Source organism: Streptomyces sp. NPDC039424 (genome assembly GCF_055639495.1).
In genome coordinates this window covers 18,562-39,884 of the sequence record NZ_JBVKAI010000026.1, presented here as the reverse complement: position 1 = coordinate 39,884, position 21,323 = coordinate 18,562, and the positions used below count along the sequence as shown (strand labels likewise).

The window sequence follows — 21,323 nt, the reverse complement described above, 5'->3', positions numbered from 1 at the left end:
GCGGTGATCCTGCCAGCGCGGCCCGCTGGTGCGCCTTCGGTTTCCGACGCCGCGGCCCTCCAGCAGCACGACCGCAGCTCAGCATGGCAGCTGACTGCCCGTCGGGAGAGCGTCCAACAACCGATCGGTGGTTGGACGGCGGACCCCAGCAGCGAAAGTGAGAGGTCCGGACGTCCAACAACATCCTTCAGGAATGCGGGTTACCGGCGGATGTGCACCGTGAGCTTCGGTGAAGATCCGACTGGACCTCGGTCAGTCGATGCCTTCGACGATGCGGAAGTCGCGCTCGACGCCGTCGGAGAGGGCGACCAGCGCCTCCTGGTAGGCCGCGCTCTCGTGCGCCGCGACGGCCTGTTCGAAGCTGTCGAACTCGATCAGGACGGTACGCTCGGCGATTCCGGCGTCATGCGCCACGACCCGACCGCCACGGACGAAGGTCCGACCGCCCCCGGCCTTGACGGCCGGAGCGGCCAGCTTGTTGTAAGCAGCCAGCTTCTCAGGGTCTGAAATGGTGCGGTAGACGCTGACCCAGTAGCCCTTGGGCATGGAACCTCCAGTGTTGGGATGAGTGCATCTGACTTACGGGTTGGTCTCGGACGAGCGTCGGCGGGCGAGAGCGAGGCTTGTCAGCGTCGTGATCGCCATGGCGCCGATGCCGACCAGCGCCGCGGTGGTGTAGGCGCTGTCGTCGGGGAAGAGGTGGCCGGGGCCGGTGCCCGCGGCGAGGATCAGGCCGCCGATGGCGCTGCCCAGGGAGTACCCGACGCTGCGGACGACGTAGTTGAAGCTCATGGCGCTCGACGTCTCGCTCTTGGGGGTGACGGCCAGGATGACGCCGGGCATCGCGGCCGAGAAGCCGCCGACGCCGAAGCCGAGCACGCCCATCGCCGCGAACAGTTCGGCCAGGTCCGACCGGGCCGCCGCGAACAGGGCGAACCCGCCGCCGACCACGACGGCGCTGCCGGCCAGGAGCAGGGGGTCGGCGATCCGCGTCCGGACCCGCAGCGTGAGCTTGCCGGCGACGAACCCCAGCACCGAGAACGGGATGAGGACCAGCCCGGCGACGAAGGTCGTCAGCCCGAAGCCGTAGCCGGCGCCGTGCGGCGTCTGCGCGTACCGGGTGATGAGCGTGAGCAGGAGGTACATGCCGATCCCGCCGACGAACATGGCGAGGTTCGCCCCGGCGACCGCCGGGTGCCGCACCGCCCGCACATCGACCAGGGGCGTCGTGCTGCGCAGCTCGATGACGGCCCAGACACAGAGCAGCACCACCGCGACGACGGCGAGGCCCGCCGCCACGGCGAGGTGCCGGCTCCACAGATTCCGTTCGCCGGCGAGGAACAGCACCAGGAGCAGCGCAGCGGCCAGGACGACCGCGCCTGCCACGTCCACGTGGGCGGAGCGGCCTTCGGGCGCTTCGGGCACGGAGCGCCACGCGATCAGGAGGGCGGCGGCGGTGACGACCAGGCCGAGGCCGTAGGCGGCCCGTACCCCGCCGAGCTCGGCGAGCAGTGCGGCCAGCGGGTAGCCGACGCCGGCCCCGATGATCGAGACCACCGAGATCAGGGCGATCACGGCCGCGCTGCGCTCCTCGGGGAGGTGGTCCCGGGCCACGCCCATCATCAGCGCCGTCAGCCCGAGCCCGACGCCCTGGGCCGCCCTGCCGGCCAGCAGCCACGCGAACGGCAGCGGCAGCACGGTGAGCGCGCTGCCGGCGACGACGACCGCCAGCGTGGCGAGGATCGTGGCCCGCCGGTGCGGGCCGGCTCCGAGCCGGCCCAGGACCGGCGTGGCGACGGCGCCGCTGAGCAGCGCGACGGTCAGCGTCCACTGCGCGCTGCCGAGCGAGACGTGGAACGAGGTCGCCACGCTGGTGATGAGCGGCGTCCCGAGGCTGGCGACCGCCGCCACGACCAGAGCGATGAACATCAGGGCGGGGACCAGCAGCCGCGCCTCGGAGCGCGCCACCGGGAACGTCTTCACCGCGGCCCCGCCGACCGGCTGCCCGGTCACTGCTTCGGCCCTTCGCTGTCCTGGCTTTCGAGCTCTGCCAGATGCTTCAGCGCCGGAAGGGCCGCCACCAGCGCCTTGACCTCGTCGCCGGTGAGCTCGCCGATCAACCGCTCGAACGCGTGGACGCCCGCCTGGCGCCGCGTCCGGACATAGGAGGCGCCGGCCTCGGTCAGGCACACCAGCGTGACCCGCTTGTCGGACGCGTCGCCCCGCCGCTCGACCAGGCCGGACTCCTCCATCACCCGGACCAGGGCGGTCATCGCGGGCTGGGTGACGCCCTCGACCGCGGCCAGATCGGTGATGCGCCGCGGGCCGGTCCGGTCCAGGGTGGCCAGGGTGGCGGCGGACGTCAGGCTCATGTCCCGGGGCAGGCGTCTCACGGCCCTGGTGGCCAGGCCGTAGAGGGCTGCCCCGATGGCGGCGGACGCGCCAGGAGCGGTGTCTTGACGACTCATGCTCGAAGCATAGCATTTTTATATTCATAGTTTATGGAAATGGCCGACTGGCGCGGGCGGCGCGCCCCTTGAGCAAGCCGGCCCGCCGGATCCGCGTCAGTGCCAGGCCCAGCAGCCGGTCGGCGCGGTCGCCTTCTCGGCGAACCGGTCGCGGAAATCGGACAGCACGCTGTGGTGGAAGCCGGGTCTTCCAGCTCCAGGCCGAGGACGGCGTACTTGAAGTCGATGCGGCAGCGCACCGCCTCGGCGGCCTGGCGGTCCGACAGGTTCAGCGCGTACTGCAGCACGCAGACGGTGGCCAGCTGCGCGGGCGAGAGCCCGGGGCGGCCGTCACGCGGGTACCAGGCGGTGAAGTCCTCGTCGCTGAACAGGCCGTCGAGGCGGTCGCGGATCCACATCGCAGCGGTGCCGTGGGGGTTGCCGGCCCGGGCGACCCGCACGGTCAGCGCCGGGATCTCGGCTCCGGGACGAGGCTGGAGGGACATGTCTCGCTCCTGGGGGACATGGGCAGAACGCTCCCAACTCGACGTCGACTTCACCCCGCTGCGCGAGCAGGACCTGACCGCCGCCGGTCTCGGCCAGGCTGCCTGAGCCGTGAGGGAACTAGCTGGTGACGCCCTTCACGGGAGCGGGCCGATATACCCCGGAATCCTGCTGCGAGGGCCTCCAACACCGTGGCCCGGGCAGGTGATCCGATAGCGCTGCCGTGGGGGCGGGGTATGTAACGGTTCTTGTGGGCCCTCGCCGTATTTCAGAGGGATACCCGCGCTGTTCTGCCAGCGGCAGAACACCGGCCGGACCGGGCTCCACGATCACTACAGTCCAGTCTCATGACGACGATCACGACGCGTACGGTCGAGTATCCGGCCGACGGTTTGACGATGATCGGGCACCTCGCGCTCCCGGCCGGTGTCGACCGCCGGCCCGCGGTCCTGGTCGGGCCCGAGGGGATGGGGCTCAGCGACGTCGAGCGCCGCCGGGCCGATGCGCTCGCCGAGCTGGGCTACGTGGCGCTGGCCTTCGACCTCCACGGAGGGCGCTATTTGGGCGACCCTGAGGAGATGCTGACCCGTTGCATGCCGCTGCTCGCCGACCCCGACCGGATGCGAGGCATCGGCCACGCGGCGCTCGACGTGCTCCGCGGCGAACCGCGGACCGACCCCGACCGGATCGCCGCCGTCGGCTACGGCACTGGGGGCGCAGTCGCGCTGGAACTCGGGCGCGACGGCGTCAACCTGCGCGCGATCGGGACAGTCAACGCACTGACCACGGGCCGACCGGGCGAGACGGCGCGCATTCGCTGCCCGGTGTGGGCCGGGGTCGGGTCGGAAGACCCGATCATGCCGCCCGCGCAACGGGACGCGTTCACCGCCGAGATGCAGGCCGCAGGCGTCGACTGGCGCCTCGTGGTCTACGGCGGCGCCTTGCACGCCTTCCACCACCCACCGGTCGGCCACACTGTGCTCCCCGGCGTCGGCTACCACCCACGGCACGCGCAGCGAGCTTGGCGTGACGTCGTCGACCTGCTTGCCGAGTGCCTGCCCATAACGGAGTGATCTGGTCGGCAACCGCGATTCCGGACCGCAAACCAAGCCGGTCGACCGTCACCATTTACCAAGCTCGGCCACCCACCGCCGGTGCTTACCGGTCACCACTGCGGGCTTCTGGCGCATTCCGGTCCTGCCTGACCAAGTCATCGCCATCACCCCCAACACGCCAGGGCGACGGCGTTAATCGCCAGGTGGCACAGCGTTGTCAGCAACGATGACCAGGGCGTTCGCCAGGCCGGACGGCACGGCCACGCGCCCTGGTTCTTCTGCACGTCGGCCCGAGCGACCCGACGCGAGGCAGGCGCCAGCAGGTTCCGCGCCCAGACCAGGTACTTCGCGGCCCGATAGCGATCCAGGACAACGTGCGTCGCCACGATCACCCCGGATCGATACCTCCGCGATCCGGCGGGCCTCGGCCTGGTCGTATGTCGCCCCCACTCGGCGGCGCACCTCCGTACGTTGCCGCTCCGCCGTCCGGCCCGTCGCCCACAACGACACGGTCCCCTCCGGCAGCTCCACCGCGCGGCGGACGAAGTCGACCACCATCTCCGGGTACTCGTCCGGCTTCGGGAACCAGCCCATCCGCTGATAGGACTTCAATGCCAGGAGCAGCGCGAGTTGATGGCCGTCGGAGTCCATCCGTTCAGCCGCCCACGTCGCCTCCTCCCGGGGCGGCGCGAAGAACAGATGCAACTCATGCGCAGCGATCAGCCGCTTGAACCGCGGGTACGCGGTCCGTTCGATCGAGGTCACAACCCACCCCGGCTCAGACGATGGTCAACATCACCACCCACGACACTGAGCTGAATGGGTGACGGCTGATGATCACCGGACCTCGAGATCAACTACTGGCGGCTTCTGGGCCTATCTCGGCGATCCCCCGTCTGGTCCACCGTCAACCCGTACGGCACCTTCCGCCTGGACATGGACAAGCGCCTCGACCTGGGACCGGCCGCCGCCGTGCCCCGCCCCCGCAGCCCGGCGTATGGCGCCGACCGCTCGCGGACGGGGAAGCGATGAAGGACTTCCAGGACCTCACCGACCTCGGATGAACGTGGCCGCGTCGCGGGCCCTCGGCCTCATGCGCGCCTACGCAGTGCGGGACCGTGCGGCGATTGTCGAGCACCTCGCACACCTCATGTCCAGGTGTGGGCGGGCCGGGAGCCCCGGCCGGCCCACCGCCGCATCAGGCTGCCAGGGCTTCGCGGAGTGTTGAAGGCTTGAGTCCGATGGTGTCGCGGATATCGCTGTCGTCCACGATGAACGGACGCTCGGACATGTAGCTCATCTCGGCGAACTCCCGCCACAGTGGATCGGTGAAGGACAGCAGTGTCATGTCCCGTTCGGTGAGCGGCTCCAACCGCGGTTCGGGCGCTCCGTGGAGTTCGGCGAGGTCGGACGCGGCATGACGCACGGTCGTGGTGATGACCGGGGCGTGCCAGGCCCGTCCCCAGGCCCGCTCGTCGCTGCTGACCGCCACCAGCGCCGCTGCGACGTCCTCGGTGTAGGAAAACGAATGCGCCGCATCGGGGTTGCCGTGGACGAGAGCCAGTTCACCCTCGCGGACCCGGGGAGCGACCAGCAGCGTGAACGCTGAGACTGCGCCTGGGCCCAGGTACTGGCCGGCTCGCACTTCGGTGGCCCGCAGCCGCCCTTCGTCGTGCGCGTTCTTGGCCCGCTGCCACAGTTCGGCCCTCACCCGGCCCTTCCGGGTGTGCGGGGCCATCGGGGTGCGCTCGGTGACCGGCCCGGTGGTCTGCTGATAACCGTAGTGATTGCCGAGCATCACGTAGTCGGCCCCGGCCCGCTCGGTCGCGGCGAGAATCGAGGCGAACAACGGCGGCATGGTCTCCGGCCAGGTCTGGTAGGCGGTCATGGCGGCGTTGAAGACCGTGGCCGCTCCGGCCAGAGCCTCGGCCAGCTCGTCAGTGCGGCCCGCGTCCAGAGCGACCCGTTCGATGGCAGGGTGGTCAGGACCACTGCCGCTGCGGGTGATGAGGCGGACCCGCTTGCCGCTTTCGGCCAGTTGCCTGGCGGTCGCGACCCCGGTCGCACCCGCCCCGATGACGACTGATCCACCCATGGTCTTGTCTCCGTTCACCTTCAAAAATGGAACGCTCCCCCGAAGGAGGAAACGTGGTTCACCGGAGGGCCCGTCCGCACGCCCAACTCTGCCGTGCGGACGCAGGGTAGGTTAGTGACCCGAAAGCCATGACCTCCAAGGATCTAGCCATGCATCGTGTCGCCGTCCTGGCCGTTCCCGCGGTCAAACCCTTCGACCTGTCCATGCCGTCCGCGCTGCTCGGCGCCGCCGAACTCGACGGACGCCCCGGCTATGAGGTGACGGTGTGCACCGCCACGCCCGGCGTGATCGCCGCCTCCGGCGGCATCGAGGTGGTGGTCCGGCACGGCCTTCAGGCGGTCGCGGCGGCGGATACGGTGATCGTCCCCTCGACCGCCAGCCGGCATGACGCCGAGCCGGCCGCACTGGACGCCTTGCGGGAGGCGGCCGCCGCGGGCAAGCGCGTTGCCTCGATCTGCAGCGGCGCCTTCGTCCTCGCCCAAGCCGGACTCCTCGACGGCCGTGTCGCCACCACCCACTGGGGCCTGGCCGAGGAAATGCAGCGCGCCTTCCCCTCGGTGCACGTGGACGCGGACCGGCTGTTCGCCGAGGACGGACCGATCATCACCGGTGCGGGCTCGGCCGCCGGGATCGACCTGTGCCTGCACCTGATCAGTTCCGACTACGGCGCGGCCGTGGCCAACGCGGCGGCCCGTGCCGCCGTCGTCACCCCGGTCCGCCACGGCGGGCAGGCGCAGTTCGTACAGACCCCACTCCCGGCCGAGACCGACTCCTCCTTGGATGCGGCCCGCATCTGGGCACTGCAGCACCTGGACCAGCCGATCCCCCTGCGCGACCTGGCCGGTCAGGCCAAGGTCAGTGTGCGGACCCTGACCCGCCGTTTCACAGCCGAGACTGGTATGACCCCGTTCCAATGGCTGCTCCAGCAGCGGCTGCTGCGGGCTCGCGAGCTGCTGGAGACCACCGATCTCACTGTCGACCAGGTGGCCAGCCGCAGCGGCCTCGGCTCCGGCGAGTCGCTCCGCCAGCACCTGAGCCGCCAGATCGGCATGACCCCAGCCGCCTACCGAGGCGCCTTCCACCGCCCGAGCGTGAAGACTGGCCAGTGACCGCGCGACTCGGTCCGGACCTTGCGTTTCATAGGTGGTCACTAGTGAAACAGGTGGCCGTCCGACGGTCCGCCTGCGGCAAGGATGTTTCATGAGTTGTTGGAAACGGCTGGACGTCTGAAACGTCCTCATGGAACCGTCCGGGGTCGTGAGAGACGACTTCAAGCGCGTGGAGTCGCACGACTGCCCGATGTCCACCTGCGCCGCCCCCGCGGGCTCGCCAGGCCGGACCGGTAAGGGCAAGGTGGCCATCCAGTACCACACCGCCCGCTTCCGCCTTGTGCCTCAACTCGCCAGGGTTTTCAGCGTGCCGACCCCTGCCGTACGCAAGCCGGGGTCAGTGTGGACCGAGCTGCCCCGTCCGGTGAGTGCCGGCGCCGAACCGGTCGGGCATGTCCGCCTCAGCTACGCACGGGCCTCGACCGCCCGGCAGTCCCTCGACGCGCAGCTCGACTCCCTCGCTGAGGCCGGGGTGACCCGGGTCTTCTCGGAGAAGACCTCGACCCGCCCCACCCGGCGCCCTGAGCTGGAGGCCGCTGTGAAGCTCGCCGGTTAGATCCGCTCCTCCGGCGTCGCCGTAACCCTCGTCGTTCACGAGCACAAGCGGCTCGGTCGCGGCATCGAACTCGCCCTGCTCGCCGAGGAGCTCAAGGCGAACGACGTCGGCCTGGAGTTCCTGACCGGGGAGCTGAAGGCTCGCACGACCCGTCCGGCATCGTGTTCACCGTGCTGGCGGCCATGTCCGGGATGGAGCGCGAGTACATCCGCGACCGCACTTTCGAAGGCCACGAATCCGTCCGCAAGCGCGGCAAGACCATCGGCGGCGCGGGCGTCACCGACGAGTCGATGCTGTCCATGGCCCTCCACCTGCGCGACCAAGAGATGAGCCTGCGCGACATCGCCAAGCGCCTCGTCATCACCACCGGCACGAAGAAGGGCCAGCACCCCTCGCCCGCGACCGTCATGCGGATGCTGCGTGAGCACGACGAGCAGGCCACCATGGCGGCGAGCACATGATCACCCCGCTACTTTGCGGCTGGTGTCTGGGCTAGGACTCCGGGGCCTTCTCCGGCTGGCGGGGCACCTTCTTGGCATCGACGAACAACGAGCCCGGAGGGGCGACGTGTTGCGATTGCGCTGATCTGGTGCGGGAATGCCGGTAGTGTCCGGCAACCATACGGGACTGTGCGTTGAGGGCTGGATGCGGGGACGGTCGGCAGGAATGGTGGCGCTCGCCACCACGAGCATCGTGTTGGCGGCCTTGCTCTCCCTGGCAGCCAACGCTGCCACGGCTGACGACCGGTGGCCCGGGCCGTTGGACATGCTGCGCCACACCCGTGGCCTGCGGCCGGTGTGCTGGTGGTGCTTTCGGCGCTCGCGCTCGCTCGTCTGCTCGTCGCCGGTGAGGTCGTCCACCCGGAAGTCCAGGAAAGGGCCTGGATCCTCGTCAGCGAGTGGGGGTTCGTGGTTGGGCATGCAGCCTTTCGGGTCAGCGCCGTCGTGCGGGGGCAAACGGCCACGCTCCCGGTCGCGCCGCTGACATCGGAGCCTCGGCCGGCTTGGGGCGGCGGTTGTCGACCAGCGCGGCGCGGCCTGCGCGGTCAGACTGACCGGCTGGCCGGCGTGGACCGGGTGACTGGATCGCCGGTGGCGCAAAGCTCTACGAGCACTTGCTGACCGGCCGACTGTCAGTGACTACCGGCCAGCAGCGCCGCCTGGTCGGCAGCAGTAATCGGCTGTTCACGGGAGATCAGTGCTGATCGGGCGGCAACCTAGATCGGCTCCAGGGCGGGCGAGCACCCGTCGCGCGGCGGCGTCGCGGGCGGTGGCCGCCTCCTCCAGCTGGTCTACGGTGCGATCGATCCGTTCGAGCAAGGCGGCATCGACGGGGAACTCACCCGAGGACAGTCGGTGCAGGAGGGTGCGGTAGAAGGTCACGCCGGTCTCGGCACGGGCGAGTTCACGGTGCCGGTCGACCAGCTTGGCATGCGGCTCGTCGAGGACGCCGCGGTCGCGGTGGGCCCACAGGGTGTCGACGCTGTGGCCCGTTACTGCCTCGATGCGGAGGTCGAGCTGGGACACAGCGCGCAGTGCAGCCGCGGGGCTCCTTCAGGTCAGCTGGTGCGAAGCTGCGAAGGGCTCTGCGCCGGGCGGGGCAGGCCCGGCATCACGGACGGCGGCGGTGCCGGCCTCGGCACTGGCCCGCCGGTAGTGAGCTGCGGGGAGCGGGAGCGTGCCGCGTGCGTGCGGGCGCTCAGCGGTCGTCGGGCCATCCCCAGGCGGCGGCCGACCTCGTCGTAGACGTCGTTGCCTGTCCGCGGCCGGATGGCCACCACGTGGATCTCGCGTGAGTGAGCCGGCGCCTCGGGTGCCGGGCGCACGCCGTGGACGACCCGCCAGTCTTTCCGGGCGTCCACGAACAGTTTGCGCCCTCCAGGTCACCCATGAGCCGGAGGCCGAAGCGCTCAGCGTTCACCACTTCCTGCAGATAGGCCAGGGTGAGGTCGCGAATGCCGCTGGGCACCTGAAGGAAGTCGGTCAGGGCGCGGGGGTCGAGCTCAGGCCGAAGGCCGGCCGCTGCTGCCCCTCGCTCATGACGCCAGCTCGGACTCACCGGACGCGGGCGCCTCCGGCTCGGCCGCCGTCTTCTCGCTCCGTGCCGACGGGGGCGGGCCCGGCAGAATGCGGTGTGCGGGACGCTCTGGCGAGGTCATGCACGCGGACAACGGCCCGCCGGGTGCGCGGATCGCCACCATGGCATGCGTGAGGAAGTCGCGATGCCACGCGAACATCCCCGCTAGGCCCGCCTCGGGATCCTTAAGCAGTGGCCTCCTGTGTGCCGCGGGAATGAGAGAAGACGAGATCCGGGTTTGCGCTGGCCGGATTGAGCGACAGGCGCGAACACCCAACACATCGGGCACAGTTGTGGCGTCAGGCGGTGAGGACCATGTCGTCCTGGCCGAGGCTCTGGCGGATCGTTTCCGTGAGCGGGTCAGCGGCCTTGGCGGCGGCACCCAGTACCCGCTGAAACTGGCGGCGGCCCTGCTGGCGACGCTGCCCGTCGCAGCACTGTTCTTCTGCTTCCAGCGCTACTTCGTGCAGGGCGCCAACGCCGGAGCCGTCAAGGAGTAGCCCACAGGAACGCCGACCGCACTGCGGCCTGGACCTGATCGCGTCAGGTTCAGGCCGCAGTGCGGTCGGCAGGCATGTTCCGCTGAGTGGTGTGGTCAGCAGGTGACCCATCCGCCCTCTCGTGCCGAGCGGAGGGCGGCGTCGGTCAGGTGGGCGGCGCGTGCGCCGTCGTCGAACGTGGGCAGCCCCTCCCGGTACTCGCCGCGGACCGTGGCGTAGGTGTCGGCGACGAAGGCGTCGAAGCAGTCGTGGAAGCCCTGCGGGTGTCCGGCCGGCAGGGGCGAGTACGGCACGGCCGCCTCGGACAGAGCCATGGGGTCACGGACCAGCCACTGGGATCCTTCGCGTCCACCGAGCCAGAGCTGCTCCGGGTTCTCCTGGTCGAAGGCGAGGCTGCCCGAAGCTGCGGAGATCTCGACGAAGAGACGGTTCTTGCGGCCGGGGGCGACCTGGCTGACGGAGACCGAGCCGAGGGCGCCGGAGGCGGTGGCAAACTGCACTGTCGCGAGGTCCTCGGTGAGGACGGGTCCGCTCTGCACGCGGTCGGCGACGACGACTGAGGTCTGTGCGCAGAGCTTGGTGATGCGGTCCCCCGTCACGAACTCGACCAGGTCGAACCAGTGGGATCCGATGTCCCCTATCGTCCGACCCGACCCACCCTTCTCGGGATCCACACGCCAGTTGTCGTCGGTCGACTTCAGCAACCAGTCCTGAAGATAACTGCCCTGGATCAGACTGACGCGGCCCAGATCCGCCAGGCGGGCCCTCGCCTCGCGCACCATCGCATGGAAGCGGTACGCGAACGGGACCGCGGCGACCAGTCCGGCCTCGCGCGCCCGCTCGGCCATCAGTGCGGCCGTCGGCGCGTCGGTGGCCAGCGGCTTCTCACAGATCACGGCAAGTCCGGCCTCCATCGCCTTGAGTGCGAGCGGAGCGTGCAGGTGGTTGGGGGTGCAGATGTGCACCACGTCGACGAGTCCGGACTCGATGAGTTCATCAGCCGACCCGAAGGCGCGTTCGGCACCGAAGCGCCGGCCCGCCTGGAGCGCTGCCTCCTCGTTCACGTCCGCCACCGCGACGAGCCGCGCTCCGGTCTGACGGGTGGCCCGGGCATGGATTCGGGCTATGAATCCAGTTCCGATGATTCCAGCCTTAACTTCCGCCGACTCACGTCGAATCTCAAGCATAGGCGAGATGCTAGAAGCGACTTATGTTCAACGTCAAGCAAAAGTCTCGCGGTGGATATGCTTTACCCATCGACGCCAGCGTCACGACGTGAGGAGATGCGGAGTTGACCATCGAAGCCGCAGGTGCAGGGGCCCTTCTGGCGATCCTGCGTACCGGACAGGCACGGACCCGCACCGAACTGATGCAGCTCACCGGTCTCGCCAGGTCCACGGTGACCCAGCGGCTCGATGCCCTCCTCGACCATCACTGGATCGTGCCGACGGGCGACGCGATCTCCTCGGGCGGCAGGCCGGCCGTGGCGTTCACCTTCAATGCCGGGGCGAGGGTCGTCCTCGCTGCAGACCTCGGCGCCACGCACGCGCGCCTCGCCGTGACCGACCTGGCAACCCAGGTGCTGGCCGAGCGCAGCCAGGACATGGCGATCACCGAGGGCCCGGAGCCGGTACTGGACTGGCTGATTCAGGAGTTCGAGAGCCTGCTGACCGAAGCCGGGCACACCATCGCCGACGTCTGCGGTGTCGGCATCGGCCTGCCCGGACCGGTCGAGCACTCGACGGGTCACCCCGTGAACCCGCCGATCATGCCCGGCTGGGACGGCTTCGACGTGCCGGGCTGGCTCGAACCACGGCTCGGCGCCCCGGTGCTTGTCGACAACGACGTCAACATCATGGCGCTCGGCGAGCACTGGGCGGTCAGCCCCGAGATCGAGCACCTGCTCTTCGTGAAGATCGGCACCGGCATCGGCTGCGGCATCATCACCGAGCACCGTCTCCATCGCGGTGCCCAGGGAGCCGCCGGCGACATCGGCCACATTCAGGTCACCAGCGCCCCCGACCGGGTCTGCCGCTGCGGCAACATCGGCTGCCTGGAAGCCGTGGCCGGCGGCGCGGCCATCGCCGATCAACTGCGCTCCCTCGGCGAAAACACGGCGGACAGCCGCGACGTGGTCGCACTGGTCCGGGCAGGAAACCCCGCGGCGATCCAGATGATCCGCCAGGCCGGCCGGAACATCGGTGACGTACTGGCGTCACTGGTGAACTTCTTCAACCCCAGCGCGATCGTCATCGGCGGTGACCTGTCCGACGCCGGGGAGCACCTCCTGGCCGGCGTCCGTGAACTCATCTACAGCCGATCCCTCCCGCTCGCGACCCAGCACCTGACCGTCCGCGTCCGCCGGCTCGGAGACCGTGCCGGCGTCATCGGCGCGTCCGTCATGGTCATCGAACACGTGCTCAGTCCGACCGCGGTCGACCGCTCGGTCGCAGCCAGCTGACGGTGCCGGGCCCCGCCCGGCAGGATCGGCGCGCCGAGAGCCATCGCCGCTGCGGCGACCGCGGAAACGTCGAGCCCTCCGGCCCTCCCCGCCATGCCTCGGCGGCCTACAACGGTTCTGGCCCCGCCGACACACGGCGGGGCCAGAACCGGCGACGTCATCGGCCGTCAGGAGGTCAGCTTCCACTTCTGGTTGGCGCCACCCCAGCAGCTCCACACCTGCACCGGCGCGCCCGCCGCCGCGAGGCCGCCCTTGACATCGAGGCACTTGCCGGAGTGCGGATTCACCAGCGTGCCATCGGCTCGCGGCACCCAGTTCTGAGCACCGGTGTTGTTGCAGCGATAGAGCTGGACCTTGGCTCCGTTGTCGGTAGAGGCCCCGCTCACGTCCAGACACTTGCCCAACGCCCGCAGGGTCTGCTCGGACCTCGCCCAGGTCTGCGCGGCGGTGCCCTTGCAGGTGTCCACCTGCACCTGGGTTTCATCCGCGGGGTCACCGCCCTGCACGTCCAGGCACAGCCCACCCAGCCCCACGACCGGACCGGACCCGGCCTTGGTGAAGGTGAAGTCGTCGACGTCGAACAGCCCGGACCCACTGCCCTCGAAGGTCAGGTACACATCTGCGGTGCCCTCAGGAACGTCCGACAGGGTCGCCGACACGTCCTGGAACGTCGACCAGCCCCCGGTGTTCGGCACGGCGACCGACCCCAGGATCGGACCGGTCGGGGAACCCGTCCGCACCCGCAGGGTGCCACCCGAGCCACCGGACACGACCCGGGCACGGAACCCGGTCGCCCCGTTCAGGGCGAGCCCGTCGTACCGCGCCCAGTCCCCCAGGTCGATGAAGCCCAGGGTCTGCCCGCCGTTCGCTCCGGCCTTGGCGTAGGAGGACACTCCGCCGGCGTCCGAGTACGACTCGGCCTGCACCGCGCTCGTGCCGCTCAGGTCCTTGATCCGGATGTTGCGGAACGAGACGTCGTCGCCGGTCTCGTGGTTCTGGATGCCGATGTGGCCGGCCAGGGAGCGGGCGGGATCGGTGTTCGTGTAGTCGTTGATCTTCGTGCCGTTCAGGAACACCTGGAGGTGCTCGCCTTCGACAAGCAGCTCGAAGGTGTTCCACTCGCCCGGAGGGTTGAGCGCGGCGTCGCGGGCCGCGGCATCGGGGACTTGGAAGGAGTAGACGGCCCCGGTGGTCTTGTCTGGGGAATCGGTAGCGTCGATCTGGACCTCGTAGCCGTTGTTGACGGCCGACGTCCAGTCATCGGACGGCGGGAAGCCGAGGAAGACGCCGGAGTTGTCGTCGCCGTCCGTCTTCCAGTCGAGCTTGAGCGAGTACGAGGTGTACTGCTTGGCGCTGTACCACAGCAGCCCCGTGCCGCCTTGCGACTTCAGGGTGGCGTCGGAGTTGCTGAAGCTCCCCGGGCCGGCCTGCTTCCAGCCGGTGGTGGATCCGTTGTACAGCGTGGTGTACCCGGTTTCGGGGCGGCAGTCGGCGTTGGTTTCGCCTGCCGCGTACCGGATACCGCCCAGCAGCATCTTCCGGAACGAGGCGTCGGCCCAGGTCTCCTTCGTGTGGCCGAAGCCCGTGTACCAGGACCGTCCACTGCTGATGGTCTTGCACCAGGTGATCGGGTGGTCGCCCATGGGGGAGGCGGGCGAGTAGCTCGACTCGTCGAGCGAGGCCAGCACATGCGCGCTGGAGCGCGGGTTGGTCCTGTAGTCGTACCACTCGTCGGTGCGGGTCCAGGGGGCCGAGGACAGATGGGCGGTGCTGGAGTGCGCCCGGTCCTCGATGTCGACCTTGGCCTGCTGGACGGCTGGGTGGCTCTTGAAGTGGGCGCCGACGAGCTTGCCGTAGAAGGGCCAGTCGTACTCGGTGTCGGCAGCCGCATGCGTCCCGACGAATCCCCTGCCGGCTTCGATGTAGCTCTCGAACGCCGACTGCTGGGAGTCGTTCAGCACGTCACCGGTGGTGTTGAGGAAGACGACCGCTTCATAGGGAGCGAGCCCGCTCGGCGTGAAAGTGGACGCGTCCTCGGTGGCCGTGACGTTGAAGCCGTTCGCGGACCCGAGGTCCTTGACCGCCTGGATGCCGTCCGCGATGGAGTCGTGGCGGAATCCGGCGGTCTTGCTGAAGACCAGGACATCGAACTGATCCGCCGCCGCGGCATGTGGCGCGGCGCTGACGCCGACCAGGGTGGTGAGCAGCACCGCTGATGCGCTCAGGAAGGATCGGTAGCTCACGTCAGAACCTTCCACTTCTGGTGGGTGCCGTCCCAGCAGGTCCAGAGCTGCGTGCGACGGCCGTTGTCGGTCTTGGCGTCCTCGACGTCAAGACACTTGCCGGAGTGGGGGTTGAACAGCGAACCGTCGGCCCGCTGCACCCAGTTCTGCGCGACCGTGTTGTTGCACTCGAAGAGCTGGACCCTCGCCCCGTTCTGGGTGGAGGCCTCCTCCACGTCGAGGCACTTGCCCAACGCGCGCAGCGTCTGGCCGTAGCGCTGCCAGGTCTGGGCCCCGGTCTTGTTGCAGTCGTAGATCTGAACCTCCGTGCGGTCCTTGGAGTCGCCGCCCTCGACATCCAGGCACTTGCCGGCCAGCCCGACGACCGGGCCGGCAGTGGTGAAGGAGAAGGAGTCCACGTCGAACAACTTGCCGGAGCCACCGGAGAAGGTCAGGTACAGGGTGGTCGTCTCCGCGGCTGCGCCGGACACGCTGCCGGAGATCGTGGTGAACTTCTCCCAGCTCCCCGTGTTCTCGACGGCCGCCGAACCCAGTACGGGTCCGGTGGGCGAGCCGGCGCGGATCTGCAGGGTGCCGCCGACGCCGCCGGAGGAGACCCGGGCGGTGAACGACTTCACCTTCTCCAGTCGGTAGGGCTTGAAGGAGATCCAGTCGCCGTTGTCGATGTCTCCGACGGTCTGTCCGCCCTCCGCGGCCGTCTTGTCGTACGCCGTGATGCCCGAGGAGTCGTCGTAGTGCTCGGCCTGCCGCTTGCGCAGTTGGGTGGTGACCCGCTTGCCGCCCGGCAGGCCCTTGCTGTCGGTGTACGTGGCGTCGAAGACGGGGAAGAGCCGGGCCGCGTCACCTTCGTTGGAGTCCTCCGCCGTGATCCAGCCAGAGCAGCCCTTGACCGCGCTGAGCTGGTGAGTGTGCGTGTTGGGAGGGGTGTCGTGCCGGACCGCGTTGTTCATCGCCGCCCGGTCGCAGTCGGGTGAGGATCCGTCCTCGTCATCGGTCGCGGTGAACTGGAACGGAATGACGTCACCGAAAGAGATCAGCTGGCCGTCCACGGGCTGGCTGACCGTGACGGTCGGCGGGGTGTTCCCGACCCCGATGACCACGTCGTCCGTTGCGGTGGCGCCGTTGGAGTCGCGGACGGTCAGGGTCGCCTTGTAGGTTCCGTCGGCTGTGTAGGTGTGCGACGGGTTGGCCTCGGTCGAGGTCGCTCCGTCACCGAATGCCCACGAGTAGGTGATCGGGTCGCTGTCCACGTCCTTCGACCCGGCCGACGAGAAGTTCACCGACAGTGGGGCGTGCCCGTAGGTCGGGTCGCCCTTGGCCTCGGCCACCGGGGCGTGATTGCCGCCCGACCCGACATAGTCGTAGCGCAGCAGCCTGGAATTTTCGTTGAGTTGGAAGTTCCCGCCGGTTCCGTAGTCCAGGACGTACAGGGCGCCGTCCGGGCCGAACTCCACGTCCATGACCTGGTTGACGTTGTCGTTGGGGCTGTTCTTGAAGTCGAGGATCTCGCCGACGCCGCCGGTGGAGGTCAGTTGGATCGCCTTGATCCAACCGCGGGAGAACTCTCCCGCGAAGAAGTGCCCGTCGAGCGACTGCGGGAACTTGGTGGTCGAGGGGTTGTTCGCGTCGTAGCGGTAGACCGGTCCGGCCATCGGCGCCTCCCCTCCGCTGCCGAACTCCGGAGGGCTGCCGGCGTCGCCGCCGTAGCGGATCCAGGACGGCTTGGCCGGCGGGAGCTTCGTCAGTCCGGTGTTGTTCGGGGAGTTGTTCGTGGGCCCGTTCGCACAGTCGAACTTCGGTCCGGTCGTGTTGGTCGCGAAGTCCCAGTCGTTGTAGGTCTCGGCCGTGGTGTTGGTGCCCGTGCAGTACGGCCAGCCGTAGTTGCCGGGCTCGGTGACGCGGTCGAACTCGACCTGTCCCCCGGGACCACGGTTGGGGTCGGTGGCGCCCGCGTCGGGACCGTAGTCGCCGACGTAGATCGCGCCGGTCTGCTTGTCGATGTTCATCCGGTAGGGGTTGCGGAACCCCATCGCATAGATCTCGGGGCGGGTCTTGGCCGTGCCCGGGGCGAACAGGTTGCCCGCCGGGATGGAGTAGCTGCCGTCACCGTTGACCTTGATCCGCAGGATCTTGCCCCGCAGGTCGTTGGTGTTCGCCGAGGTGCGCTGGGCGTCGTAGGCCTGCTGGCCCGGCCGCTCGTCGAGTGGCGCGTACCCGGTGTTGAACGGGTTGGTGTCGTCGCCGGTGGACAGGTAGAGATTGCCGTCCTTGTCGAAGTCGATGTCGCCGCCCACGTGGCAGCAGATGCCGCGGGTCGCCGCGACGTCGAGGATCTTCTTCTCGCTGGCCATGTCGAGCGTGTAGTCGGACTTCAGCGTGAACATCGACAGCCGGTTGACGTTCTCGGAGGCGGGCGCGTAGTAGAGGTAGATCCGCCGGTTCGAGGTGAAATCGGGGTCGATGCCGACTCCTTGGAGCCCCTCCTCGTCGTTGGTGTAGACGGACAGCGACCCGATCACGGTCGTGTTGCCGTCCTTGTCGGTGCGCCGCAGCTTGCCCTCGCGCGCGGTGTGCAGCACCGACCGGTCGGGCAGCACCTCCATCGCGATGGGCTCCCCCAGCTCGCCACCCCCCTTGGCGAGGGTGACCTCCGAGAAGTCCTCGGCAACGATTTCGTGCGCGGCGGCCGGGGTGGACAGGCCGGCGACCGCGGTGAGTGAGGCGGCCATCAGCGACAACGCTGTAGCCGCGCTCCAGGGGCGTGTTCTTCGGGACACGAAGAGGCCTTTCGATGATCGACGCGCACGCCGACCGCGTCGAGAGGCTGAAGAGCCGTCCCATCGGCGTGCCACTCGCCGAGATCCGGGACGTCGACACAGTGGCAGCGCACGATTATGACCGTCAAGACGTTTACATAAGATTAATCTGAGCAGTCTTTTGCTTGACACTCGTCATAAGTCAGTTCGATGATGGCGGTACCTGAGAAGCAGTCCCTGTCCTCACGGGTACCGGTGGAGACAGCGATCCGCCGGGACGCCATTCCGGGCCGCTTCACCCGAGCCGTATCGGTCCTCCCGGCACGCCGAGCCATGGACCTCGCGGATGCCACATCACGGGTGAAGCGCCTGGGACGGGGCTTATGACGTCAGGTCACCTCGTGACGAAGGCGTCGACGCTGATGTACGTGCCCACGGAGCGCGGGTCGGCCCACCCACTGTGCCTGACCGTCACGGTGTGGGCACCGGGAGGAAGGACAGTCGCGGGCGGTGCGCTGCCCTGCCACCTCGCCTTCCACCCCTCGGCCCCGTACGCCGTCTCCTCGAACCCGTCGCCGAGTACGGCACACGGCAGGACCCCCACGCGCCGAACGCCAACTACCTGGCCGCGGTGCGCCTTTCTCCGGACGGCCACTTCCTCTGCTCCACCAACAGCGGCGACGACACCATCGCCGTACTCGCCGTGAGCGACGCCGGCTTCAGCGTCGACCTGGTCACCAGCGTTCCCTGTGGCGGGACATGGCCGCGTGACATCGCCCTCTCCCCCGACGGACGCTTCGTCATCTGCGCCAACCAGCGCTCCGACACGGTGTCCGTCTTCCACCGCGCCCGGCGTCCGGACATCTGTTCCTCGCACGGGCACGCTGACCGCCACCGCTCCCGCGTCCATCCTGCCGATCGTCCCGTGAGCAGGGAGGCCGCACCGGGCCGACCCGCGCCTCGGGTCGACGCTCACTTCAGACCCGCAAGGCCCAGCAGCAGGCCCTTCACCTCTGTGGCCGGGACCGGACCCGAGACAGCTTGCGGGTCGGAGCAGAGGAGGAGGGGGCCGTCCTCGGGGTCGGCGGGCAATCGACCGTGGCTGCCGCGCACGGGCGACGGATCGAGCGGTACGACGGCCATGCGGTAGCGCATGCCGAGCTTCTTGCGGGCGAGCGCGGTGGCGGCTTTGACCTTGACGTAGGGGTCGAGCGGGTCCATGAAGAGTTCGACCGGGTCGTAGCCGGGTTTGCGGTGGATCTCGACCAGGCGTGCGAAGTCGGGGGCACGGTCGTCGTCGAGCCAGTAGTAATACGTGAACCAGGCGTCCGGCTGCGCGACGGCGACGAGTTCGCCGGAACGCGGGTGGTCCAGGCCGTACCGCTTCTTGCCTTCGTCGTCGAGGAGTTCATCGATTCCGTCGATGCCCGCGAGCGCGGCACGGGTGGTGTCGAGGTCCTCGGGGCGCCGGACATAGACGTGGGCGATCTGATGGTCGGCGACGGCGAAGGCCCGCGAGGCCATCGCGTCCAGGTACTCCATGCCGTCCTGTGTGTGCACCTCCAGCAGGCCCGCCCGGCGCAGCGCCCGGTTGATGTCGACCGTGCGGCTGGCGCGGGTGATGCCGTACTCCGACAACGCCACGACGGTACGACCCTCCTCGCGCGCCTCGTCCAACAGTGGGGCAATGGCGGCGTCGAGGTCGGCGGCCGCCCTCAGGGAGCGCGGGTCGTCGGGGCCGTAGCGCTGGAGGTCGTAGTCGAGGTGGGGGAGGTAGCAGAGCGTCAGGTCGGGGTGGCGGGTGGCGTTGATGTGGCGGGTGGCATCGATGATCCAGCGGCTGGAGACCAGGTCGGCGCCGGGGCCCCAGAAGTGGAAGAGCGGGAAGGTGCCGAGCTTGTCGGTGAGTTCGTCGTGGAGGGCGGCGGGACGGGTGTAACAGTCGGGTTCCTTGCGGCCGTCGGCGTAGTAGATCGGACGGGGGGTGACGGTGATGTCGGTGTCGGCGCCCATGGCGTACCACCAGCAGATGTTGGCGACCGTATAGCCGGGGTGGGCGCGGCGGGCGGCGTCCCACAGCTTGTCCCCGGCGACCAGGCCGTTGTGCTGGCGCCACAGCAACACTTCGCCCAGCTCACGGAAGTACCAGCCGTTGCCGACGATGCCGTGCTCCGAGGGCAGGGTGCCGGTCAGGAACGTCGACTGCGCGGCACACGTGACCGCGGGCAGTACCGTACCGAGCGGCGCCTCGGAGCCGGTGTCGGCAAGCGTCCTCAGACGGGGCATGTGATCCAGCAGGCGGGGGGTGAGGCCGACGACGTCGAGCACGAGCAGCGGGGTGGGCTCGGTCATGGCAGCTCCTTCAGGCCGAGGTCGGTCAACAGGTCGCGGGTGAAGGCGAGTTCGGCTGCGATGCCGTCGATCAGGCCGTCGCGGCCGGTCGGCCGCAGGGAGGGCGGCAACGCCTGCCAGGTGTAGGTCTCCACCTCCAGGTGGTGCGTGCGTGCCATCGGGCCGCCGACAAGGCGGGTGAGGCAGTCCCGCAGCACGGGGAGTGTGGCGGTCAGCGGCGGTGTGGGCACCGCATGCAGCGGAACGTGGAAATGCGCACGCCACGGTGCGGTGACCGGGAGGCCGCCGAGACGGAGGGCCTCGCCGAGGTCGTCGGTACCCCGCAGCCCGTCCTTCGTCCGCACCCGGGTCTGGTGCAGGAATCTGGGTTCGTCGAAGGCCGCGAGGGCCTGGCGTACCTCGGGCAGGTGCGGGTCCTGCGCGTGGAGGGCGGCGGAGAGCTGAGCCTTGACGACGGGGATGCCCGCGGTCTGGAGCGCGCCCATCGCGGTCGCCGGGTCCTGGAAGGATGTGGCGAGGTGACAGGTGTCCACGCAGATGCCGATCCGGTCGTGGCCGATGTCGGCGAGCGGGCCGATGGCATCGGCTGTGGTCTCCACGACGCAGCCGGGCTCGGGCTCGAGACCGATGCGGATCGACCGTCCGGTGGACCTCTCCATGGCGTCGAGGTACTCGGCCAGGGTGAGCAGCGCGATGCGGGCCGCCTGAGCCGATCTGTGGTCGAAGGACGTCCGCCAGGCCAGGGGAAGGGTGGAGATGCTGCCTTCCCCGACGTCGGCCGGCATGAGTGCGGAAAGCAGCCGGGCCAGGTCGGCCGTGTAGCGGAGGCGTTCTGAGTCGTTCCAGTCCGGCTTGTACACGCGGTACTTGACCTCTTCGGCGCCGAAGCCTGCGTACGGGAAGCCGTTGAGGGTGACGACCTCCAGATGCCGCTGCCTCAGCTCGGTACGCAGCAGTCGCAGGGCGTCGGGGTAACGGATGAGGGTGTGCGCGGCGTCTTTGGCGAGCCATAGGCCGATACCGAGGCGGTCCCGGCCGAGCCGGTGCCGCACCGGCTCGCAGTAGTCGCGGAGCTGGGCCAGCACTCCGCTGAGCGTCTCTGCGGGGTGGACATTGGTGCAGTACGCCAGATGGACCGTGGAGCCGTCCGGGTGCCGGAAGCGCATGCG

18 protein-coding genes and 3 pseudogenes are annotated in these 21,323 nt (G+C 69.2%); 7 read left to right on the top strand and 14 right to left on the bottom strand.

The window, feature by feature from the left end; genetic code table 11:
- Positions 1-252 precede the first annotated feature (252 nt).
- The 4 genes from ACZ7L0_RS39025 to ACZ7L0_RS39010 all read right to left on the bottom strand — a co-directional run bounded on the left by ACZ7L0_RS39025 (position 253) and on the right by ACZ7L0_RS39010 (position 2,953).
- Positions 253-546, bottom strand: coding sequence for a DUF1330 domain-containing protein (locus tag ACZ7L0_RS39025; RefSeq protein WP_060897481.1), 294 nt, complete (start codon positions 544-546; stop codon positions 253-255).
- A 33-nt stretch (positions 547-579) separates the two neighbouring features.
- On the bottom strand, positions 580-2,013 hold the full coding sequence (locus ACZ7L0_RS39020) for an MFS transporter (RefSeq protein ID WP_471247326.1): 1,434 nt from the start codon (positions 2,011-2,013) through the stop codon (positions 580-582).
- Positions 2,010-2,372: a MarR family winged helix-turn-helix transcriptional regulator gene (locus tag ACZ7L0_RS39015; protein ID WP_471247391.1), complete on the bottom strand. Its 363-nt coding sequence runs from the start codon at positions 2,370-2,372 to the stop codon at positions 2,010-2,012. Before ACZ7L0_RS39015 ends, ACZ7L0_RS39020 begins: the two co-directional genes overlap by 4 nt.
- A gap of 92 nt (positions 2,373-2,464) precedes the next feature.
- Positions 2,465-2,953 (bottom strand): transposase, encoded by a 489-nt coding sequence (locus ACZ7L0_RS39010; RefSeq protein WP_471247325.1) that lies wholly within the window; start codon positions 2,951-2,953, stop codon positions 2,465-2,467.
- A gap of 345 nt (positions 2,954-3,298) precedes the next feature.
- Here ACZ7L0_RS39010 and ACZ7L0_RS39005 point away from each other — a divergent pair, with 345 nt between their 5' ends.
- A complete protein-coding gene (locus ACZ7L0_RS39005; protein WP_471247324.1) occupies positions 3,299-4,024 on the top strand; it encodes a dienelactone hydrolase family protein in 726 nt (241 codons plus the stop codon).
- 174 nt (positions 4,025-4,198) lie between these two features.
- Here ACZ7L0_RS39005 and ACZ7L0_RS39000 read toward each other — a convergent pair whose 3' ends face one another.
- Together ACZ7L0_RS39000 and ACZ7L0_RS38995 are read right to left on the bottom strand one after the other, a co-directional pair.
- Positions 4,199-4,771, bottom strand: a complete 573-nt coding sequence (locus tag ACZ7L0_RS39000) for a DUF4158 domain-containing protein (RefSeq protein ID WP_471247323.1) — start codon at positions 4,769-4,771, stop codon at positions 4,199-4,201.
- 433 nt (positions 4,772-5,204) lie between these two features.
- A complete protein-coding gene (locus tag ACZ7L0_RS38995; RefSeq protein WP_471247322.1) occupies positions 5,205-6,101 on the bottom strand; it encodes an NAD-dependent epimerase/dehydratase family protein in 897 nt (298 codons plus the stop codon).
- Between the two features lie 149 nt (positions 6,102-6,250).
- Here ACZ7L0_RS38995 and ACZ7L0_RS38990 point away from each other — a divergent pair, with 149 nt between their 5' ends.
- From ACZ7L0_RS38990 to ACZ7L0_RS38980, 3 genes are all read left to right on the top strand, one after another.
- Complete coding sequence (locus ACZ7L0_RS38990) at positions 6,251-7,210, top strand: GlxA family transcriptional regulator (RefSeq protein WP_471247321.1); 960 nt, start codon at positions 6,251-6,253, stop codon at positions 7,208-7,210.
- Between the two features lie 148 nt (positions 7,211-7,358).
- A complete protein-coding gene (locus ACZ7L0_RS38985) occupies positions 7,359-7,766 on the top strand; it encodes a zinc finger domain-containing protein (RefSeq protein WP_471247320.1) in 408 nt (135 codons plus the stop codon).
- A 170-nt stretch (positions 7,767-7,936) separates the two neighbouring features.
- Positions 7,937-8,227 (top strand): hypothetical protein, encoded by a 291-nt coding sequence (locus ACZ7L0_RS38980; RefSeq protein ID WP_471247319.1) that lies wholly within the window; start codon positions 7,937-7,939, stop codon positions 8,225-8,227.
- Positions 8,228-8,950: 723 nt separating this feature from the next.
- Here ACZ7L0_RS38980 and ACZ7L0_RS38975 read toward each other — a convergent pair.
- From ACZ7L0_RS38975 to ACZ7L0_RS38965, 3 genes and pseudogenes are all read right to left on the bottom strand, one after another.
- On the bottom strand, positions 8,951-9,292 hold the full coding sequence (locus ACZ7L0_RS38975) for a hypothetical protein (RefSeq protein WP_471247318.1): 342 nt from the start codon (positions 9,290-9,292) through the stop codon (positions 8,951-8,953).
- Positions 9,293-9,324: 32 nt separating this feature from the next.
- Positions 9,325-9,805, bottom strand: a pseudogene (locus ACZ7L0_RS38970) (hypothetical protein).
- Positions 9,802-10,029 (bottom strand): annotated as a pseudogene (locus ACZ7L0_RS38965) (DUF4913 domain-containing protein); the annotation flags it as partial. The pseudogenes ACZ7L0_RS38965 and ACZ7L0_RS38970, both read right to left, overlap by 4 nt.
- A 106-nt stretch (positions 10,030-10,135) precedes the next feature.
- On the opposite strand from ACZ7L0_RS38965, the gene ACZ7L0_RS38960 reads away from it, so the two are divergent.
- A complete protein-coding gene (locus ACZ7L0_RS38960) occupies positions 10,136-10,342 on the top strand; it encodes a hypothetical protein (protein WP_471247317.1) in 207 nt (68 codons plus the stop codon).
- Positions 10,343-10,437: 95 nt separating this feature from the next.
- Here the strand turns inward: ACZ7L0_RS38960 and ACZ7L0_RS38955 are convergent, their stop codons facing one another.
- Positions 10,438-11,529 carry a Gfo/Idh/MocA family protein gene (locus ACZ7L0_RS38955; protein WP_471247316.1) on the bottom strand — a complete coding sequence of 364 codons (1,092 nt, stop codon included), beginning with the start codon at positions 11,527-11,529 and terminating at the stop codon, positions 10,438-10,440.
- 104 nt (positions 11,530-11,633) lie between these two features.
- Here ACZ7L0_RS38955 and ACZ7L0_RS38950 point away from each other — a divergent pair, with 104 nt between their 5' ends.
- Positions 11,634-12,803: an ROK family protein gene (locus tag ACZ7L0_RS38950; RefSeq protein WP_471247315.1), complete on the top strand. Its 1,170-nt coding sequence runs from the start codon at positions 11,634-11,636 to the stop codon at positions 12,801-12,803.
- Between the two features lie 167 nt (positions 12,804-12,970).
- Here ACZ7L0_RS38950 and ACZ7L0_RS38945 read toward each other — a convergent pair whose 3' ends face one another.
- Positions 12,971-15,013, bottom strand: a complete 2,043-nt coding sequence (locus tag ACZ7L0_RS38945; protein ID WP_471247390.1) for a ThuA domain-containing protein — start codon at positions 15,011-15,013, stop codon at positions 12,971-12,973.
- A gap of 29 nt (positions 15,014-15,042) precedes the next feature.
- The gene (locus tag ACZ7L0_RS38940; protein ID WP_471247314.1) at positions 15,043-17,775 is read right to left on the bottom strand and encodes a PQQ-dependent sugar dehydrogenase; all 2,733 of its coding nucleotides are present in this window, start codon (positions 17,773-17,775) and stop codon (positions 15,043-15,045) included.
- Positions 17,776-18,262: 487 nt separating this feature from the next.
- Here ACZ7L0_RS38940 and ACZ7L0_RS38935 point away from each other — a divergent pair.
- Positions 18,263-18,592, top strand: a pseudogene (locus ACZ7L0_RS38935) (beta-propeller fold lactonase family protein); the annotation flags it as partial.
- A 182-nt stretch (positions 18,593-18,774) separates the two neighbouring features.
- Here the strand turns inward: ACZ7L0_RS38935 and ACZ7L0_RS38930 are convergent.
- Both ACZ7L0_RS38930 and eboE read right to left on the bottom strand, forming a co-directional pair.
- A complete protein-coding gene (locus ACZ7L0_RS38930) occupies positions 18,775-20,154 on the bottom strand; it encodes a nucleotide pyrophosphatase/phosphodiesterase family protein (RefSeq protein ID WP_471247313.1) in 1,380 nt (459 codons plus the stop codon).
- On the bottom strand, positions 20,151-21,320 hold the full coding sequence (gene eboE, locus ACZ7L0_RS38925; RefSeq protein WP_471247312.1) for a metabolite traffic protein EboE: 1,170 nt from the start codon (positions 21,318-21,320) through the stop codon (positions 20,151-20,153). The genes ACZ7L0_RS38930 and eboE overlap by 4 nt, the downstream gene beginning before the upstream one ends.
- Between the last annotated feature and the right edge of the window lie 3 nt (positions 21,321-21,323).